Annotated in this window: 21 protein-coding genes; 2 read left to right on the top strand and 19 right to left on the bottom strand. The window is 43.6% G+C overall.

Annotated elements, in window-relative coordinates:
* Positions 1–297: 297 nt before the first annotated feature.
* The 3 genes from EUBREC_RS13420 to EUBREC_RS13430 all read right to left on the bottom strand — a co-directional run bounded on the left by EUBREC_RS13420 (position 298) and on the right by EUBREC_RS13430 (position 2,719).
* Positions 298–1,224, bottom strand: coding sequence for a SufB/SufD family protein (locus tag EUBREC_RS13420; protein WP_012743742.1), 927 nt, complete (start codon positions 1,222–1,224; stop codon positions 298–300).
* 1 nt (position 1,225) lies between these two features.
* Positions 1,226–1,960, bottom strand: coding sequence for an ABC transporter ATP-binding protein (locus EUBREC_RS13425; RefSeq protein WP_041254674.1), 735 nt, complete (start codon positions 1,958–1,960; stop codon positions 1,226–1,228).
* A 201-nt stretch (positions 1,961–2,161) separates the two neighbouring features.
* Positions 2,162–2,719, bottom strand: a complete 558-nt coding sequence (locus EUBREC_RS13430) for a GNAT family N-acetyltransferase (protein WP_012743744.1) — start codon at positions 2,717–2,719, stop codon at positions 2,162–2,164.
* Between the two features lie 248 nt (positions 2,720–2,967).
* Between EUBREC_RS13430 and EUBREC_RS13435 the strand changes: the two genes are divergently transcribed.
* On the top strand, positions 2,968–3,432 hold the full coding sequence (locus EUBREC_RS13435) for a DUF2798 domain-containing protein (RefSeq protein ID WP_012743745.1): 465 nt from the start codon (positions 2,968–2,970) through the stop codon (positions 3,430–3,432).
* A gap of 154 nt (positions 3,433–3,586) precedes the next feature.
* Here the strand turns inward: EUBREC_RS13435 and trxA are convergent, their stop codons facing one another.
* The 15 genes from trxA to EUBREC_RS13510 all read right to left on the bottom strand — a co-directional run bounded on the left by trxA (position 3,587) and on the right by EUBREC_RS13510 (position 18,179).
* On the bottom strand, positions 3,587–3,895 hold the full coding sequence (gene trxA / locus EUBREC_RS13440) for a thioredoxin (protein ID WP_041254235.1): 309 nt from the start codon (positions 3,893–3,895) through the stop codon (positions 3,587–3,589).
* A gap of 206 nt (positions 3,896–4,101) precedes the next feature.
* Positions 4,102–5,355, bottom strand: a complete 1,254-nt coding sequence (locus tag EUBREC_RS13445; protein ID WP_012743747.1) for an aminopeptidase P N-terminal domain-containing protein — start codon at positions 5,353–5,355, stop codon at positions 4,102–4,104.
* 232 nt (positions 5,356–5,587) lie between these two features.
* Positions 5,588–5,980 (bottom strand): 30S ribosomal protein S9, encoded by a 393-nt coding sequence (rpsI, locus tag EUBREC_RS13450; RefSeq protein WP_012743748.1) that lies wholly within the window; start codon positions 5,978–5,980, stop codon positions 5,588–5,590.
* Positions 5,981–5,996: 16 nt separating this feature from the next.
* Positions 5,997–6,425: a 50S ribosomal protein L13 gene (gene rplM / locus EUBREC_RS13455; protein WP_012743749.1), complete on the bottom strand. Its 429-nt coding sequence runs from the start codon at positions 6,423–6,425 to the stop codon at positions 5,997–5,999.
* 314 nt (positions 6,426–6,739) lie between these two features.
* Positions 6,740–8,314 (bottom strand): MBOAT family O-acyltransferase, encoded by a 1,575-nt coding sequence (locus tag EUBREC_RS13460; protein ID WP_041254237.1) that lies wholly within the window; start codon positions 8,312–8,314, stop codon positions 6,740–6,742.
* Positions 8,315–8,407: 93 nt separating this feature from the next.
* Positions 8,408–9,643 carry a hypothetical protein gene (locus EUBREC_RS13465; RefSeq protein WP_041254675.1) on the bottom strand — a complete coding sequence of 412 codons (1,236 nt, stop codon included), beginning with the start codon at positions 9,641–9,643 and terminating at the stop codon, positions 8,408–8,410.
* A 127-nt stretch (positions 9,644–9,770) separates the two neighbouring features.
* Positions 9,771–10,505 (bottom strand): tRNA pseudouridine(38-40) synthase TruA, encoded by a 735-nt coding sequence (gene truA / locus EUBREC_RS13470; RefSeq protein ID WP_041254239.1) that lies wholly within the window; start codon positions 10,503–10,505, stop codon positions 9,771–9,773.
* A gap of 35 nt (positions 10,506–10,540) precedes the next feature.
* Positions 10,541–11,374: an energy-coupling factor transporter transmembrane component T family protein gene (locus tag EUBREC_RS13475; RefSeq protein WP_012743754.1), complete on the bottom strand. Its 834-nt coding sequence runs from the start codon at positions 11,372–11,374 to the stop codon at positions 10,541–10,543.
* Positions 11,375–11,423: 49 nt separating this feature from the next.
* On the bottom strand, positions 11,424–12,269 hold the full coding sequence (locus EUBREC_RS13480) for an energy-coupling factor transporter ATPase (protein WP_012743755.1): 846 nt from the start codon (positions 12,267–12,269) through the stop codon (positions 11,424–11,426).
* 12 nt (positions 12,270–12,281) lie between these two features.
* Positions 12,282–13,139, bottom strand: a complete 858-nt coding sequence (locus EUBREC_RS13485; RefSeq protein ID WP_012743756.1) for an energy-coupling factor transporter ATPase — start codon at positions 13,137–13,139, stop codon at positions 12,282–12,284.
* Between the two features lie 89 nt (positions 13,140–13,228).
* Complete coding sequence (locus tag EUBREC_RS13490; RefSeq protein ID WP_012743757.1) at positions 13,229–13,732, bottom strand: tRNA (cytidine(34)-2'-O)-methyltransferase; 504 nt, start codon at positions 13,730–13,732, stop codon at positions 13,229–13,231.
* A gap of 21 nt (positions 13,733–13,753) precedes the next feature.
* Positions 13,754–14,932, bottom strand: coding sequence for an aminotransferase class I/II-fold pyridoxal phosphate-dependent enzyme (locus EUBREC_RS13495; protein ID WP_012743758.1), 1,179 nt, complete (start codon positions 14,930–14,932; stop codon positions 13,754–13,756).
* Positions 14,932–15,414: an Lrp/AsnC family transcriptional regulator gene (locus tag EUBREC_RS13500; protein ID WP_012743759.1), complete on the bottom strand. Its 483-nt coding sequence runs from the start codon at positions 15,412–15,414 to the stop codon at positions 14,932–14,934. Before EUBREC_RS13500 ends, EUBREC_RS13495 begins: the two co-directional genes overlap by 1 nt.
* A gap of 27 nt (positions 15,415–15,441) precedes the next feature.
* Positions 15,442–16,443: an AIR synthase related protein gene (locus tag EUBREC_RS13505; RefSeq protein ID WP_012743760.1), complete on the bottom strand. Its 1,002-nt coding sequence runs from the start codon at positions 16,441–16,443 to the stop codon at positions 15,442–15,444.
* A gap of 98 nt (positions 16,444–16,541) precedes the next feature.
* On the bottom strand, positions 16,542–18,179 hold the full coding sequence (locus tag EUBREC_RS13510) for a VanW family protein (protein ID WP_012743761.1): 1,638 nt from the start codon (positions 18,177–18,179) through the stop codon (positions 16,542–16,544).
* A 274-nt stretch (positions 18,180–18,453) separates the two neighbouring features.
* Between EUBREC_RS13510 and EUBREC_RS13515 the strand changes: the two genes are divergently transcribed.
* A complete protein-coding gene (locus tag EUBREC_RS13515) occupies positions 18,454–19,050 on the top strand; it encodes a hypothetical protein (protein WP_012743762.1) in 597 nt (198 codons plus the stop codon).
* Between the two features lie 58 nt (positions 19,051–19,108).
* Here EUBREC_RS13515 and EUBREC_RS13520 read toward each other — a convergent pair whose 3' ends face one another.
* The gene (locus EUBREC_RS13520; RefSeq protein WP_012743763.1) at positions 19,109–19,846 is read right to left on the bottom strand and encodes a 3'-5' exonuclease; all 738 of its coding nucleotides are present in this window, start codon (positions 19,844–19,846) and stop codon (positions 19,109–19,111) included.
* Positions 19,847–19,849: the final 3 nt, after the last annotated feature.

Consider the following 19,849-nt stretch of genomic DNA (forward strand, 5'->3'; position numbering starts at 1 on the left):
CCATTTTTACTGTTGTTTACTGTTTTGAATTTGTTTTACTGTCTTTTACTGTTGTTTACTGTTTTGGTTTCATTTTACTGTTGTTTACTGTTTATGTCAAGATTACAGTTAATAATAATTCGTATCATATAAACCATTTATGCTGATTTGCATTTTTGTAGTAACCGGTTGCCGTTGTAAAATAGTTACTGGTCACACTGTCAGGCATGAACAGTAACATAAAATAAACCCCGGAGCGTATTGTATGCTTTGATAGCATATCAATATCTCGCTCCGGGGTTTCTATTTACGCCTGATTTAGTTTAAGAAATTCTGTATGATAACTTCCTCTGCCTCTTCCTCTGTAAGTCCGAGTGTACGGAGCTTGAGAAGCTGCTCGTCATTTATCCTGCCGATTGCTGCCTCATGTATGATAGCCGCATCGATATTTTTTGCCCTGATTTCAGGGATTGAACCGACCTCTGCATGATCCATGATGATAGAATCACACTGGATATGAGCCTGGCATTTGCTGTTGCCGATGGCATTCGGATGGAAGGTCTGGACTGAGTTACCTTTTCCTACGGATCTGGAAACAATCTGTGCAGAGCTGTCCTCTCCGTTTAACTGCACCTCGATATTTGACTCCGCCTTCTGCTCTCCATCTGTCATGAGACGCTCTGTGACATAGAGCTTTGCGTCCTTTCCAAGCTCCACATTGGTCTCACGGACTGTAGAATCAACACCCTTTATCTGTGCTGTATCGAGAGTGAAAACAGAATTCTCACCCACAAATATATTTGTTACAGGGTTGAGCACTCTCGCACCTGTTCCGTTTCCCTCGCCGTAGTGCTTTTCCTCATATCGTACATTCGCATTTTTGCCTACATGGAAGGTATGGATGCCGTCGTGTCTGCTCTCGTTGCAGCCGCTGTTGTGGATTCCGCAGCCTGCCACAATCCTTACATCTGCGCCATCCTCCACATAGAAATCATTGTATACAAGGTCTGTCATACCTGATTTGCTGAGTACTACAGGGATATAGACAGCCTCTCCGTCCGTCTTTCCATCAATATAAATATCAATGCCGGGCTTGTCCGTCTTTTTCTTTATCTTGATGTGCTCGCTGTCTCCGTGGCAGATTGATGTGCCGTTTTCACGCAGATTAAAGGCACCGGTCTGACTGAATTTATTATCATTTATGACGTCCAATACGCCCTCTGTTACGTTGTCAAGCTTTACCATATTATGCTCTTCCCTCCAGTCTCTCTACGCATTTGTGACATTTCTGTACACCATTGAGATAAGGCAGCACCTCGTCCTTTGTGCCGATTTTCTTGATTTCTCCGCCATCAATTATCATGATGCGGTCTGCCATATTTATGATTTTCTCCTGATGTGAAATCACTATGAGGCTCTGCTTTTTCTCAGTATGGATTTCCTCAAATTTCTGTATGAGCATTGAAAAGCTCCACAGATCGATTCCCGCCTCCGGCTCGTCAAATATGCAAAGCGAATGCTCCTTGGCAAGCACTGATGCAATCTCAATTCTCTTCATCTCTCCACCTGAGAGTGTGCCGTCAATCTGGCGGTAAATGTAATCCTTTGCACAGAGTCCTACCGCGGTGAGAAGGTCGCAGCACTCCTTGTCTGAAAGCTCATCCTTTGCTGCGAGCTTGAGCAGCTTCATGACTGTCATTCCCTTAAATCTCGGTGGCTGCTGGAATGCAAAGCCTATTCCCGCATTTGCCCTGTGATTGATGTCAAGCTCTGTGATATCCTGTCCGTCAAGTATAATCTTTCCGCTGTCCGGTGTCTGAATACCTATCAGGGTCTTTGCCAGAGTGGATTTTCCACCTCCGTTTGGTCCGGTGATGACAAGCATTTCTCCGTCCTCTACCTGAAATGATATATTGTTCAGAAGGCATTTCTTTCCGCCCTCATCATCTACGTTTAAAGTTAAATTTTCTGCTTTAAGCACGATTTTCACCTCATTTTTATTTATGATACAGCATAAAATCCTTCTCCTGCTGTTCTTATTACTTTTTCCGTTTACCGTTCACATTCACACATTAGTATGCCCGGCAATGATTACAGTATAACATAATAGTAAACGTTTACAAGGTATAAACTCTCTGGTACTCGCTAAAATACATATTGTGGCTTTTTATAAAAAGTTTGTTTATCTACTAATTTCCCTTATCATTGAATACTCATTGCACAAGGTTCCGTCATTTTGTCTGATAGAATTAAATTTGATGCCAGTTATCCTGAAGCCCATCTTCTCATAAAGTGCTCTCGCCCTGCTATTGCCCTCAATAAAATCCAATTCCATCTGCAATATATTCGGATTGCTTTCTGCTATTTTTATCATTTCCCGGAACATTCTCGTTCCGATCCCCTGATTCCAGAATTCGCTCAGCAAACCGATTGCCACATTTGCCCTGTGTCCGGTTTTCGCGCGTTTATTCCACCAGACCATGCAATTTCCGGCAATTTTTCCATCTGCTTCACAAACCAGCAGCGTATGTGTATCCGACAAATTGCAGCTATTTATGAAATCAATCTCCTGCTCGATGGTCCGGGTCTCACATTCTTCCGGTGTCCTCAGTAAGAAATCCGTTTCACCGGTTGACTTTTTCATGTACTCTATAAGAGCTTTGGCATCCTTTTCATTTGCACTTCGCAAAATGGCAGTTCTGCCGTCTTTTAATTTAAATTCGATATCTTTTATTATCATATTTTCTATAGTACCAACTTCCTATTGATTTTTGTATTCTATCTGTGATAAACTATCGACAATTAATGGTAGTTGCAGCTTAGACAGAGCGAGACGAAAGTTTCCCTCTGTCTATTTTTTTGCGCTTTTACGTGCATGAAAACTTGTATGCACTTCAAGTCTTTTTCAATTATCGCAGCTATCAAGAGCCTATTGTAACTACTCGTTACAGCTATATTTATTTTACATAACAGGAGGATTTAAGAAAAATGCCAAAGAACAGATTACAGGAAACAGTTTTTACCATCATGATGGTGCTTGTCATGGTTTATGCCATGATATGCTACAATATTGCCCTTGAAACAGGTGGTATGAAGAACTTTGTTTTTAAGGCCGCATTAGGCGAATTTCCTATCATGATTGTTGCCGGTTTTATTCTCGATACATTCATTACCGGACCACTTGCCAAAAAATGCACTTTCAAAATAGTCACACCGGGAAAGGACAGACCTATTGCTATAATCCTTGCAATTTCAGTCTTCTCAATCTGGTTTATGTGTCCTATGATGAGCTTTATCGCTACCATCCTTTTCAATGGTGGTTTTAGTTCACAGATATTTGCAACATTCTGTGAGCTCGTCGTAAGAAACTTTCCAATGGCCTTCTTCTGGCAGCTCTTTGTTGCCGGACCACTTGTTAGATTCATCTTTGGAAAAATCTTCCGAGAGAACTAATTTAAATGTAAAAAATGTAAAACCGGGCACGATATCCTGCCCGGTTTTCACTGTTCATCGTAACTGTTAAGAATCACACCATGCATATTCACCCAAAAGCTCACTGCAGGTGTATTCTCGCTTCTTAAGAATTTCCTTCTTTGAATACTCCTTCTTAGAATACTCCCTCTATAAAGCCTTTCATATCATCCTTAGACACAAGACCAATCTGCTGACCGGCAACCTGACCGCCCTTGATTGCAATAACTGCCGGAATATTCATTATACGATACTCTCTTGCCAGATCAGGATTCTCGTCCACATCAATATTGTAAAACTCCACATCTGTGATTTCATCAGAAAGCTGCTCCATTACCGGCGCAAGCATCTTGCATGGACCGCACCACTCTGCCGAAAAATCAACAATGATAGCCTTATTATTTTTAACCTGTTCAAATTCACTGCTATTAATCTTCTTTACCATAGTTGTTCTCCTTCCATCTGTCGAACGAATTATTTTCGTTGCACCCATACAGCAATAAAAAATAACTGCTATACTATAGTACACCAAATAAGAAATAACAATGCATCAGAAACTTATTATTCGATGTACTAGCACTACTATAATACATAAATCAGATTATGTCACATAAAAATATTATAAACCGCAAAATTTATCATTTATCACGATTAATTCTTTTTGTGCTCTGCCATGTAGGCCTCTATATCCTCTGTGGTTCTGATGATATCCTCCGACAGACACACTGCACCATCCTCGGTGATAAGTACATCATCCTCAATCCTGATACCAATTTCCCATTCATCTATATACAGCCCCGGCTCATCACTGATGATTGCCCCCGGACGAAGCCTGCTGTTTGAGTCAACTGTCACGTCATGCACATCAATTCCCAGATGGTGTGACACGCCATGCATGTAATACTTAGAAATCTCTACCGAATTCTTTATCAGTCCAAGCTTCATAAGCCCGTCTGCAAGCACATCCTTACATACTTCATTTAATTCCTTTGTAGTCATTCCCGGCTTTGCAACCTCGACAATCTTTCGGTTTGCGGCAAGCACAATATCATATACCTGTTTCTGGCGCTCGGTGAACCTGCCATTTACCGGATATGTTCTCGTAATATCCGAATTGTAGCCATCTATTCTGGCTCCAAGGTCAAGAAGCACCAGTGTTCCATCCTCCATCGTCTCACGATTTGTGTCATAGTGAAGCATCGTTCCATTCATTCCGCTTCCGGCAATTGTAGGAAAAGCTGTCCACTCTGCCCCACCGCGTCTTATGATATATTCAAAATCTGCCTGTGCCTGATATTCCTTCATGCCCGGCTTTAAATTAGCCATCACATTGCAGAGTCCGTCCTTTGTGAGAGCGATTGCCTTTTTGGTCAGCTCAATCTCATCCTCATCCTTCTGCATACGCTCCTCTGCCACAAGCGGGAAAAGATTCTTCACAGCAACTCCCGGATAATCTGTCCGAAATTCATTGGCTTTTACCACATTGTAATCCGGCAAATCCACTTTCTGATGACGATACGTGTCGAAATATGCTGTGTATACATCCTCACGCGTCATTATCCTGTCCAGTGTGCTCTCAAGCTCATAAATATATTCTATCTCATCAATTCCTGATATTTCCTCGGCTTCCTCCATAGTCACCTTTCTGCCGTACCAGCGCTCCATCGTAGGGTCTGCCTCCTCTATGAAGAGCATCGTCTTAGCAGGCTCTACACATTTATCCAGGACAAGGACCATGTTGTCACGTCTAAGTCCGGTCAGATAGAAGAAATTACGGTTAGCCTGTGCTGTAAATAAATCATACTCATCTGCACTCACATGGTGCTCGATGCCTGAGTACAATATTGCTATAGAATTGTCCTCCATCTTGTCTAAAATTCTTTGTCTTCTGCTTTCAAAATCCATTTTGCTGCCTCTTATTCATTATTTGTAATGCCTGTCTTCAAAAATCGCTGACATTCATACGCCCTTACGTTATCACAATATATGTATTTTTACAAGCCATTTGTACCCGCTAATGCAGGAATCAAAGGTTTTCTATATTTATATATTTTCTTTCTCCAAATTCAGACATAAAGAAACCCTTGAAAATACTGGATTTCCAAGGGTTTTGATGTTCTTTTGATATTCGGTTGAATTATCTCTTAGAGAACTGTGGAGCTCTACGAGCTGCTTTGAGACCGTATTTCTTACGCTCTTTCATACGTGGATCACGTGTTAAGAATCCAGCAGACTTAAGAACCGGTCTGTACTCTGAATCTACCTGAAGGAGTGCACGAGCGATTCCATGACGGATTGCTCCGGCCTGTCCTGTGTATCCACCACCACGAACGTTAACTAAAACGTCGAACTTGTCAACTGTCTCAGTTGCAACTAATGGCTGGCGAACAACTACCTTTAATGTCTCAAGACCAAGGTACTCATCGATATCTCTTTTATTGATTGTAATCTTTCCTGTTCCAGGTACTAAATATACTCTAGCAACAGATGATTTTCTTCTTCCTGTTCCGTAATACTTTGTAGTAGCCAATTTACTTTACCTCCTATTAAAACTCTAATGTCTCAGGCTTCTGAGCTGCATGTTTGTGATCTGGTCCAGCGTATACGAATAACTTTGTATACATCTGACGTCCAAGAGGTCCCTTTGGAAGCATTCCCTTTACAGCGTACTCGATAACGCGCTCTGGGTGCTTGTTCATCATCTCTCTTAATGTTGTCTCTTTCATACCACCGATATAATCTGAGTGATGATAGTAAATCTTCTGGTCTAATTTCTTACCAGTAACCTTAACCTTGTCAGCATTGACAACGATTACATAATCACCTGTGTCAATGTGTGGTGTAAAGATTGCTTTATTCTTTCCTCTTAATACTTTAGCAACTTCTGATGCTAAACGTCCTAATGTCTTACCTTCAGCGTCTACTACGTACCATTTTCTGTCGATTGTAGCAGGACTAGCCATAAATGTTTTCATCGGTTTTCCTCCTTAAATGATTCGATTACTTTTAATGCCGATGCCTCTTGAAATCGCGTATGTCCGGACGCCACTTCCTTTTTGACATCTTATAGTCCTCTGTTCCATCTCAGATGACTATCATTATCTATACTAAATGGTTGCCGGGGCTTTGGCTTCCATTTATCTACTTTCACAGACCTAGATATTATACTTGCGTAACCGGCTGTTGTCAAGTGTTTTTTACCCTTATTTTCGGCTTTTTCTTTAAGCTTTTTCTTTAAGCTATTTCTTGAAACTTTTCCTTTAAGTTTTTCTTTATGTTTATACTTTTTTTAAAACTGCATATATACAAAATCAGCCGGATTCACTCCCGGTCCGTAGTAACCGAATATTATTACTATAAAGATGCCAAGATATATTATCGCCCAGCGAAGCGGCAGCTTTCTTGAAAGTATGAAATCGCGCATATCGAGCTTTTTATTTTCCTCAACGAAGCTGATAAAGAACCACAGCAGAGTACATATTATAAGTAAAAGTATATCGTACTCGTCCAGTCCGCATGCTCCGAGATTTAAAATGATGTTGTTTATTCCAAGCTCGCTGATATGGAAATCCGTGACTGATTTAAAAAGCATGTGAAATGCAGTCGACGCATTTGCAGCTATATCAAAATAGTAGCCTACCAGTATGAGCATAAAGGTCCAAAGCACTGATACAATCGTTGCAAATATACCCTTTTCCCTGAGGCCGGTCAGCTTAAAAAAGCCGCCTGCCACCTTTTTGTTTACCGGAGCAAAAAGCTCTGCAAGCATGATTACAATGCCGTTCCAAAGTCCGAAATACAGGTATTTCATATTGGCACCGTGCCATACTCCGATGACGATAAATGTGATGACACTCGCGATGCAGCCCGGAAGCACCTTACTGATATGCGCACCAAATCTCGGCTTTAGCCATTTGCCAAAGTTCAGGAAACGCTTTGAGATTGAAAGTGGGTAGAAGATATAGTTTCTGCACCAGTCTCCAAGAGTCATATGCCAGCGGTGCCAGTACTCTGTGAGTGAGCGCGAAAAATACGGATGATTGAAGTTTGTTGACATTGTTATGCCAAACATCTCCGCAATACCGCGCACTATATCGATTCCTCCCGAGAAATCCGCATATAGCTGCAGCGCATACACTACTGCCGCAAAAAATACATAGGTGCCCGAAAAATCCATCGGCTTATCCATCACAAAATTGATGATATTTACCGCGCGGTCTGCTATCACAAGCTTTTTCATTACTCCCCAGAGCACCAGAAGCGCACCCTTTTGCAGATTTTCAAGTCTCAGGGAATGTCCCTCGTAAAGCTGTCCCGCAAGTTTATCATATATCGCAATCGGTCCCTGTATTATCTGAGGGAAAAATGATACAAACAGCGCTACCTTAAGGAAATTCTTTTCAGGCTCGACAATTTCCCTGTATACATCCATCACATAGCCCATGGACTGGAAGGTGTAGAAGGATATGCCAAGTGGAAGCAAAAGTCCAAGCTCCCCCGCATATGGTATATATTTAAGGAATGCCAGAATGCCGAAATTGCAAAGCAGCGCAAAAAGCATGACTGCCACTCTCTTTTTTCTGCCCTTTTCCTTGTATTCCTTTCTGGTCTGCCTGTCCCAGTCCTCCTTGTGGCTTTTTACGATGGCATTCTGCTTCTTTAACAGCTTGTCAATCCATATTGTTGAGCCATAGGTGGTGCATATTGTGAAAATGATAAAAAGCACATACCACTTACATATAATCACATAGTATGCCATGCTTCCCGCCAGAAGCACATACCAGCGGTATTTCTTCGGAAAGCAATAATATAGTACAAGCAATGCTATTACAAATATCGCATATTTTAATGAAATGAGTTCCATTTTATTTACTCCAAATCTATTTTCTAAAGTAATACTGCCAGACATACTTTAATTAACAGGCAGTATTTATTTTAAAGTCCATACACTATCATGCTATTTTTTAACCGGGGTATTTAACTCATTTACAGGCTTTGCATCGTTGTTCGTATCTGCCACCTTATTTGTCGCAAGGCTTGATGAAAAATTATAAGGCAGATAAACGGACATCTCAAAATAATGATTGCCCAGACTCAGATCCGTATCCTTTGCGCAGGCACTTATCACCTTGTCAGCGCGCCTTGCGCACTCGCCCCATGCACTCTGAAGCTCCGGTGAGTGGTCTGCATTAAGCCTGTAATTATCAGACAGATATTTTCCCATAAATGCAGTGAATTTGCGGCTTCCATTTATATTCAGGTGCTCTGAATTGTAGAAATCATCCCTCTCATTGATTCCGATAAATTCCTTATCGCCTTCAAAGCTCGCAAAGTCATAGCCATAAGACTCCACCAGCTCCTTCACGTCACAAAGCACCTGCGGATTCTTTATCTCCTTCTCATGAGGGAACCTCGCAAAAAGCACCTTTTCCACCCCCTGTGCTTTACAATACTCAAGCAGATCAGTCATATACGCTCTGCTCTTGTCGGTAAAGTAGAGCTTTTTCTGCTTGCCTGATGGACAATCGGAATATTTTGCAATAGATGAAAATCCCTTCATGCATGATGTTTTTGCAAAATACATTCCAACTCTTGTGGCAAAGGTGTGTGCACATTTGTCAATATCCTTCCAATTGCTGTGATATAGCTTTAAAGGGTTTCTAAAGTTATCCTGCTCATCCTTTGGCACAATCTCTTTTATTGTATCAAGCCTGTTTTCCTTATTGTGGATATTGTCTATCCAGCTATGCAGCTTTACCGTCCTGTCGTAATAGCTGTCATTTTGTAAAAAGCCATTCACTTCAAAAACCACAACCTTCGGATGCTGTCTGGTGAGAGCTTCTCTGAGCATTGATTTGTACAGGCTGCCGGGCACTCCTGATACCCCAAGCGAGTATGATGTGTATCCATAATTCTTCCAAGCCTCGGTTGCACTGTAATCAGCGTATACCTCGCTGGCTCCTATCATCATCACATCAATTGTGTTCTTCGGCTCCTTATAAAAGCCCTCTATAGTCGCAATATTGACAGCATCCGTCATCTTAAAAAATGTCGAGACAAACGAAAACAGCACGACAAATACCAAAGCAAACGCTCCTGTACGGATTACCTTACGGTGTCTGCCTTTTCCTTCGTCTGTGCTGTTTATGGCTTTGTTTTTTATAATTTTCTCTTTTGCTTTTGTAATTCTCATAACCGTCTTCATCTCCAAGCTTCTTTTTACCGTACCGTGTATTAACAGTAACAACATTATAGCCTATTATTGAAGCTAAAAACTGATATTCCAAAAATCTTAATATAATATTAAAAATCTAAAGCTGTTACTCGTACTTGAGTCCTATCATTGTAAGCCCATGTGCCGGGGCTGTAGGACCTGCTGCTGCCCTGTCTGTTGTGGCTATTATGTCCTTCATCGCATCGGCCGGCATATCGCTTCCACCTATCTTCACAAGTGTTCCTGCGATTATGCGCACCATATTGTATAAAAAGCCGTTTCCTGTCACACGTATTGTGATGATGTCACCGGCCTTTGACACCGTACAGTCATATATCGTGCGGACTGTGGTCTGTGCCTGCGAGTTTGCCGAGCAGAAGCTTGCAAAATCATGCTCTCCTATAAGATATTTTGCAGCCTCACTCATCTTTTCTGTGTCAAGCGGATAATGATAGAAATATGTGTCAAGCCTGCGTGTCGGATTTCTGAACCTCGCATTTAATATGCGGTATTCATAGGTTTTACGGCTCTTTGAGAAGCGTGGATGAAAATCATCGCTTACCTCACAGGAATCGACCACCACTATATCCTCCGGCAGCTTCTGATTCAGTGCATACGATATCTTTTCCGCCGGCATGCGGGTATTGGTGTCAAACATACACACATTTCCAAGTGAATGCACTCCCGCATCGGTGCGGCTTGCTCCTGTCACCTTTATATCCTCCTTTAACAGGCGGCTCAGGTGCTCGTTTAATACCTGCTCAATTGTTATGCCGTTTGGCTGTATCTGCCAGCCGCAGTAATTTGTGCCATCGTAGGCTACAATCATTTTTACACGCATATATCTCTCCTGTTTTGCCTGCACTATCTATTTCACTATCTGAAAATAAGATTGCCCAGATTCACCGGCAGAAGGATTCTAAGCACTATCACAACCGCTAAAAAAGCAAATATGAAAAGATATGCTATTTTATCGTCCTTTTCATATACGAGCGGCTTCATCTTTGTCCTGCCCTCTCCACCATTGTAGCATCTGGCCTCCATGGCCATTGCGAGGTCATCCGCACGCCTGAATGCCGATACGAAAAGAGGCACTAAAAGAGGCACCATGCTCTTTGCTCTTTTTATGATATTTCCATGCTCAAAATCAGCTCCTCTTGCCATCTGTGCTTTCATTATTTTGTCCGTCTCCTCAATAAGGATTGGAATAAAACGAAGCGCTATCGACATCATCATGGCTATCGCATGCACCGGAACATGTATTTTGTTTAAAAAGCCCAGTGATTTCTCAAGACCGTCCGTGAGCTGGTTTGGTGTGGTGGTGAGTGTCATGAGCGAGGTTCCTATAATGAGCAGCACAAGTCGTATCATCATGGTTGCTGCATTTATCAGTCCGGTGTCAGAAATGTGCAGTATACCGTACTCCCAGATTGTGTACTCTCCCTGTGTGAAAAACACGCTGAAGCATGCTGTAAAAAGCAGCAGTATTATAATGGATTTGAGTCCCTTTACCATGAACTTAAAGGGCACCTTCGAAATCTTTATAACTGCGGCAAGCGCGGCAACTATAAACAGCACACCGGCTATTCCCTTGTAGGAAAACAGCGCAATAATATATATAAGTGTTGCGAAAAGCTTTACTCTTGGGTCCAGTTTATGTATTGGCGACTGAGCCGGATAATACTGGCCTATGGTAATATCACGAATCATTTTTGTATTCCTTCCTCATAATTTGTATCAAAATGTCAGCATTGGTGAGCTATTTAAAGGCTTTTAGTATTGAGTCCCTCGCCTCCGCAACTGTCGTTGCCGAAAGGTCAACCGGTATACCCTTTTCCGCCAGATCATGCATCAGATATGTGACCTGCGGTGCTGCAAGTCCGACTGCCTCGAGCTCCTTGTAGTGTGAGAATACCTCCTTCGGCACTCCGTCAAACATCACCTCTCCTGAATTCATAACAATGATGCGATCCACATACTCCGCAACATCCTCCATGCTGTGTGATACGAGTATGATTGTAATACCTAGATCCTTTTTCATCTGTAAAAGCAGTCCCAGTATCTCATCTCTGCCCGCAGGATCCAGTCCCGCTGTCGGCTCATCGAGTATGAGTACGTCAGGGTGCATTGCAAGTACTCCTGCTATGGCTACACGCCTTTTTTGTCCTCCGGACAAATCAAATGGCGGCTGATAGTAGAGATCCTCCGGAAAATGTACATTCTGCAGTGCCTCATAGGCTCTTAGCTCCACTGTTTTTCTATCGAGCCCCTGATTTTTCGGTCCAAAGCATACATCCTCAAAGTTGGTTGTCTCAAAAAGCTGATGCTCCGGATACTGGAACACCATCCCCACCTTGTGACGCAGCTTGCTTAAATCATAATCATTATCATATATATCCTGTCCATTGTAGTATATATGACCGCTTGTCGCCTTCAAAAGGCCGTTCATATGCTGGATAAGTGTGGATTTTCCCGAACCGGTGTGACCGATTATTCCAATAAACTCTCCATCATTTATCTCAAGGCTTACATCCTTAAGTGCCTGCACCTTGTAGGCTGAGTCGGCACTGTAGCAATAGTTTATGTGATCTAGAATTATTGACATATTTTCTCCCGCCTATCTGTTTTTCAGCGCAACAAGCGCATTTACAAGTTCTTCTCTCGTCAGGATTCCATCAGGGATATCAAGCCCTGCCTTTTTGAGCTCATCAGCTACCAGTGTCACCTGCGGCACATCAAGCCTGTGTTCCTTCAGCTCGTCCACCCTTGAAAAAATCTCACGCGGTGTGCCGTCCATGACCACCTTACCCTTTTCCATGACATAGACATGGTCTGCGCCGACCACCTCCTCCATGTAATGGGTGATGAGAATGATGGTCACGCCCTTTTTCTTATTGAGCTCATGTGCTGTGGCTATGACCTCCTTGCGGCCGTTTGGGTCAAGCATGGCTGTAGGCTCGTCAAATACTATGCATTTTGGCTCCATTGCCACAACTCCCGCGATTGCCACACGCTGCTTCTGTCCTCCGGAGAGCTTGTTCGGTGAATGTGTGCGGTACTTTGTCATACCGACAGCCCTTAGTGCATAGTCCACGCGCTGCCAGATTTCATCTGTCGGCACACCGATATTCTCAGGTCCAAAGCCCACATCCTCCTCCACGACATTGGCGATAATCTGATTGTCGGGATTCTGGAAAACCATACCTGCACTTTTCCTGACAGGTATGACATTCTCTTCCTTTGACACATCCATGCCATCCACCCATATGGTGCCGTCGCTCGGCGCAAGAAGTGCATTGATATGCTTTGCAAGAGTTGATTTTCCTGAACCATTGTGACCGAGGATTGCAATAAACTGTCCCTCTTTTATGTCGAGGTTTACGTTGTCGAGTGCTGTAGTGATTGACTCTACATTGCCTTCCTCGTCTCTTCGTATAAATTCATGTACTAATTTGCTTGTTTTAATTATGCCCATTTCTTTTTCCTAAAAATCTACCGTATTTACAATTATCATAGCTGTTAAAGCCAAAATAGCTGCCAAAAATATGCACTTTGCCGCTTGATTTAGTCATCCCAGCTCAGGTGATGAAGCTCTCCCTCAAGCCTCATATGATCAAAATTATTCTGTCTCAATGCCTCGTAGAGCACGATAGCTACTGAATTTGACAAATTAAGTGACCTTGTCTCACCTATCATCGGTATCCTGATGCACTCATCCGGATGCTCCTTTAGTATCTCCTCCGGAATGCCTGCGCTTTCCTTGCCAAACATAATATAGCAGTCTGGCTCAAAATGAGCATCAGAGTACACATGTCTGCCCTTTGTTGTCGCATAATATATCTTTGCGCCCGGATTTCTCTCAAGGAAATCCTCCCAGTCCACATATGTGGTGACGTCGAGGTCCTTCCAGTAATCCATTCCGGCTCTCTTTAGTGCCTTCTCTGAAAGTGAGAATCCAAGCGGCTCTATAAGATGAAGCCTCGTGCCTGTCGCGACGCAGGTTCTTCCGATATTTCCCGTATTTGCCGGAATTTCCGGCTCATGTAACACTATGTTCAGCTTTGCCATTTTGTCTCCTGTCAATTTAAACTATTTATTATCCATCCCGGCGCGAAGCTCTGTGACAAACTCCTCAATGCGGCCGAGCGCCTCCTTTAAATCATCAAGCGAATATGCATATGATATACGTAAAAAGCCCTCACCGCACTCTCCGAATGCAGTTCCCGGAACCACGGCAATCTTCTTGCTATTTAGAAGCTTTGTGGCAAACTCATCGGAGTTCATGCCAAACTCCTTGATGCTTGGGAACGCATAAAAAGCTCCGAAAGGCTCAAAGCACTTAAGCCCCATCTCCTTAAAGCGGTGAAGCACATAGCGTCTGCGGCCGTTGTATTCCTCCCTCATCTGTGCAACATCCTCATCACCGTTTTTCATAGCCTCGACAGCCGCATACTGGCTCGTGGTCGGCGCACACATGATTGCAAACTGATGAATCTTTAGCATCTGCTTTAAAATGGTCTCAGGTGCACATGCATATCCAAGCCTCCAACCTGTCATGGCATATGCCTTGGAAAAACCGTTTATGAGCACTGTGCGCTCCTTCATTCCCGGAAACGATGCTATAGACACATGCTTATCCACATATGTAAGCTCCGAATAAATCTCGTCACTTATCACAAACAGATCATGCTCCTTAACCACCTGAACAATTGCTTCAAGGTCTGCTTTTTCCATGATAGCGCCTGTAGGGTTATTAGGGAAAGGCATGATAAGTATCTTTGTCTTTGGAGTGATAACAGCCTCAAGCTCCTCGGCTGTCAGCCTGAAATCATTTTCCTCCTTGAGCTCCACAATCACAGGTGTGCCACCTGCCAGCACAGTACATGGCACATATGAAACATAGCTTGGCTGCGGGATAATCACCTCATCTCCCGCATCGAGCATGGCGCGCAGTGCGATATCTATAGCCTCGCTGCCGCCGACAGTTACCATGATCTCTTTGTTGTAATCATATGTCATGCCGTATCTTCTGTCGAGATATTTTGCAATCTCAATCTTTAACTCCTTGAGTCCGGCATTTGAGGTGTAGAAGGTGCGTCCCTTTTCAAGGGAATATATGCCCTCATCCCTGATATGCCACGGTGTGTCAAAATCAGGCTCACCTACTCCGAGCGATATCGCATCCTTCATCTCGCTCACTATATCAAAAAACTTACGGATGCCCGATGGCTGGATAGTCTTTATGGTACTGGATAAAGGGTCTCTCATTATGACATAATTCCCCTTTCATCGGATTTGACAGGTGCCGCCATGATAGTTCCATGATCCTTGTATTTCTTCAGAATAAAGTTTGTCTTTGTCGAAAGCACCTGATCCAGTGTAGAAAGCTTATCTGTCACAAACTGTGATACCTCGCGCAGAGTCTTGCCCTCGAGTGTGACCATGAGGTCGAAGCCGCCTGAGATAAGGTATACAGACTTCACCTCAGGATAGTTGTATATACGCTCGGCAATCTTGTCGAAGCCCATGCCGCGCTGTGGTGTCACTCTGACCTCTATCATGGCTGTGACCTTCTCAAGGCCTGCCTTGTCCCAGTCAATCAGTGTGTGATATCCGCAGATGACATTCTCCTGCTCCATAGCAGCAATCTCGTTTGCCACACTTGCCTCATCCACACCAAGCATGATTGCAAGCTCCTTCAGGTTTATCCTGCTGTTTTTCTCTATAAATGTTAATATCTTTTCTCTCATGATATATATTCTCCTGATTCAAATATATTAGTTGAAAACCTTGTATATCTCGTCAGTCTGGGCAGTCTCCAAAAATCGTCTCTCCTCGCCGGAAATCAGCACTCTGTCGTTTGAATCGGTTGTAGCACCGACTATAACAGCATTTTGTCCTGTTTTCTCAAGCTCTCTGACCACGCGTGTACCATCTGCAGCTATGATTATCAGACTTCCTCCTGACAAAAGCTTATACGGGTTTATGTCAAAAAATTCACTTATTTCAATCGTATCCTGCCTGATAGGGAGCTTCTTTAAATCGATGTCAAGACCAATTCCCGAAGCCTCTGCCATATCCCAGAGTGCTCCAAAGATGCCTCCCTGCGAAGCGTCATGGATTGCCGCCACACCGGCGCCAATCGCGGATGCAGCCTCCATTGCTGTGGAAATATGGTCTATATATGCTGCTGATTTATCTATAAATGCCTTGGAAAATCTCGTTTCAAGCTCGGTTCTTTTCTCATTTGCAAGAATTGCGGTGCCCTCAAGCCCCACATAGCCTGTCACTATTACGTCCATGCCCGGTGCTGCTGCCGATGATGGTGTAAGCGCCTGCTCATAGGCCTCACCTATTGCTGTAACTGTCACCACGATATTCTTCACCGCACGGCTCACCTGTGTATGTCCGCCAAGCACCACAATGCCTGCTTTCTCACATACAGCATCAATCGCTCTCACCGTCTCGCGAAGCACGGCTTCGTTTTCTGTGGTAGGTACAAGCAGTGCCAGCTCTATCCCAACAGGGTCTGCCCCCATGGCATAAATATTGTTCAATGCATCATAAACTGCGCAGTTAGCACGCACATGCTTATCCGATACATCAAGTGTGAACGTCTGAGTAGCAGTAACTAACTTGGTTTTGCCGCCTGCCTGCATGGAAATCACCGCACAGTCCTCACCTACTGCCGGTTTAAAAAGTATTCTGTCGCTTTTGGTATGAAGTTGTTTTAAGACAGAGCGCTTTAAAACCGACTCTGATATTTTACCGTTTTTCATGTGTTTTCCTGTTCCTAATAATAATATGTTTTGTATACTGTTGCAGCCCGGTGCATTGATTGCAAATAACTACATCAGAAACAACTACCTGCGGGCATTTACTGCGTCTGTGCTCCCTGTGCCTGTCCTGCCGCATTCTGGTCTGTCAGCTGTGTCTGAGCACCTTGTGTCTGCCCTGCTGCATTCGGATCTGTAGTCTGTGTCTGCGCGCTCTGTGTCTGAGCTGCCGCGTTTGGATCCTGTGTCTGGGTTGCCTGAGCCTGTGCTGCCTGAGCCGCTGCTGCCGCAGACGCAGCAATGGATTTAACCGAGCCCTCATCATTAGCCGCTGCCGCCGCCTGAAGCTGCGCAACAACCTCCGCTGATGCTCCTGCTGTACCAACCGTCACGATTTTCGGTGATGACTTGTACTTGCTGTTGTTGAATACCTCATCGCTCTGCACTGTTCCATCAACTGTGACCGTCTTCCATAGCCTTGCGGTCACTCCCTTGTGTGCAGACTGCTCGGTGTTGAAATAACCGACCGGCTGACCTGCATCAAAATTAAACTGCGTGACCGGATCCTCCTCGGAAAGTGTCTCACTCCTGAAGGAAATTTCCCTGTTTGCGGGTCTCGTCTCCACTCCGTACACATTGAAGGTAATAATTCCTCCACTGCAATAGCCCTCTATATACACCGGATTGTCCAGATTATTTTTAAACTTAAGATCCTTGTAGGTACCTGCGATTGCCGCATCGTCAGATGGCTTTACGTAGCTTACTATCATGGAATGGTTGTAGCGCTGCACTATCTCAAGCTCAGCCCTTATAACCGCATTGTAGAGAGTGGTCGCAACCTGACACACACCTCCACCTACCGAGTCAACTACCTGACCGTTCTCGTATGCGCCTGCTATCTGATAGCCGTTGTCAGTTGTGATAGGGCTGATAGCCTCGTAAACCGAGAACTGCTCCCCCGGATATATGACACTGCCGTTTATCAGGCTGCATGCGTTCTTTACATTGGTTGCACGCCCTGCTGCCGAGCTGCTGAAATCGGTAGAAAAGCCTCCCAGATTATCCTTAATCTTTGAGAGCTCTTCCTTTGAACCCCTCGGCTGAACCGTATTTGTGACCAGCTCTATCTCATTCGCCGAGCCATCCCAGCTATTCTGCAAAAAGTCATTTATAGCATAGACTGATTTTACCACATCGACCTCTTTGCCTTCCTGTCCCGGAACAAAATCGAAGCTGTCGCCGTTTCTCTGCAGCGAATTGTCAACTGCCTTTATATTGAGCTCGTCGCTCTTATCATAAATCATATTTGCAGTCTTTTGTTTATCAACCGACAGATACATCTTGACGGCAACATTGCCCTTTTTGAGCTCCTCTGACTCCACAAATCTGTCAATCAGGCTGCCCTCATGGCACACTGAAAGAGCCTCATCCACCGCTGCATCACTGTCCGCCGAAACAGACATTTCCTGTGCTGTTGCATCAAAGGAACCATTGGCGCCCTTTAATGAAAAGGATGTATCCTTTATGCTGTCAACATAGGCATCAACTGCTTTTTTTGCTTCTTCCTTTGTCATACCGCCTACATCCACACTGCCAATGCACACACCCTCTGTAATTGTCTGTACCTTTGCCTTCTTTGTGCCTGACGAACCGCTTGCATATGCACTTACCATGCCTGATGCTGCCACAAGCACAAATGCCATTGTACCCAGTAATAATGCTTTTTTATTAATCTTCATTTCCGATTCCTTTTCCTGAGGCTGTTAAAAGCGCCCCTGTCATCCGCTTAACTGAACTGCATTTTATATCATATTATCATATTTTTTCCATATTTCAAGAAAAGCTATACAAGACTTGACACAAATGTTGTCACAAGCATCGCTGCTATAACCACTATTATCACTATAGCAACCACCTTCTGATTTCTTTTTTTATTAAAATCGTACATACTATTCACCTCTGTTCAAAAATGAGTTATACTATTTTCATATATGAGAAAGGATTTTCCAACATATGATTCCAATTTGTCTAATTTTATTCATTTTATTTATTGCAGTGATTACTTTTGCCATAAAGAGAGCTGATTCTGCCCAGGCAAAGGTCACCGAGGAGTTCTGGGAAAAGGAGCGTAAGGCCAACTCAACCCTCCGCGGAGATACCACTGACCTGTGTTATATTACCATACCGGAAAAGTTTTTTCCATTAAATAATGATAAAATAAATGATTTAAGGGATAAAACCCTTGTCAATCTCACCGGAATGACAAACACTGATTTAAAGCTTAAATATGGCATTCTCAATTTTAAAAAGCTGTCTGAATATGATGATAACTTCACGAAATTTGTTTCAATGCTGCCGGACTATTACAATAGGCTTAAGGAAGCAGGCTATGAATCGCTGGGCAATGAACTGCTTGATTTTGCAGTGGAGCAGGGTGCCGATTCAAAGAACGTATACAGTCTGTTAGCCAACGCCTACATCAGCATGTCAAAAACCGACCGGCTTGCAGCGCTTATTGAGAAAGCAAAGCAGCTCAATTCTCTTTCAAGGGATGGAATCGTTTCTATGCTTGAGAGCCTACAGGCTGATACCGCCTCGGCCGGTAATTAAATTACGTTATAGCTTATTGTATTATAGCTTATTGTATTATAACTTATTGTATTGAAAGTTATTCCGAGCCATCCACACACCTATTAATGTACTTACTGCGATATTCATCGTACAGCCTTGAGGCCTGACTTCTGGTCAGGTTGTCCCACGATATGATATCTGCTATCCCATACTCAGCCATCAGCTCCCTTAGCTGTCTGACCTGATGTGCCGTGGCTGGTGTCTGTTTTTTTGCCTTGTATACAAGCGGCTTTGACTCCACCGGCTCACCCTTTTCATCCATCAGTGCAAGCAGCTTTTCAAATATCTGCTTTGTCTCTATCGCATCATCGAGCGCCCTGTGGGCATTTTTCCTACTTACACCAAAATACTCGCACAAATCCTCCAGCTTCTTTGACTGCTCAGCAGGCAGACATTTTCTGGCTATTTTCAGAGTATCATATGCATTCAGCGAGAGGGTTCTCTTGTGATTTACCGCCCACTGCTTTAAAAAGCTGTAATCAAAGGTCACATTCTGCCCGAGTATGATATCATCACCGATAAAATTAAGCAGGTTATCCACAGCCTCGTCCATATCTGCCGCGTTTTCCACATCACTGTCGGTAATTCCCGTTAATTCCTGCACACGCTGTGGAATATGCTGCTTCGGATTTACCAGTGTGGATATCGTATCCACTATCTCGCCGCCCCTCACACGTGCCGCACCTATCTCTATTATCTTGTCGTTTTTAGCTGAAAGACCTGTCATTTCAAGGTCAATCACCGTGTAATTTTTTATATTGTCTATGTTGCTCATTTT

This window comes from Agathobacter rectalis ATCC 33656 (assembly GCF_000020605.1).
Lineage (GTDB): Bacteria > Bacillota > Clostridia > Lachnospirales > Lachnospiraceae > Roseburia > Roseburia rectalis.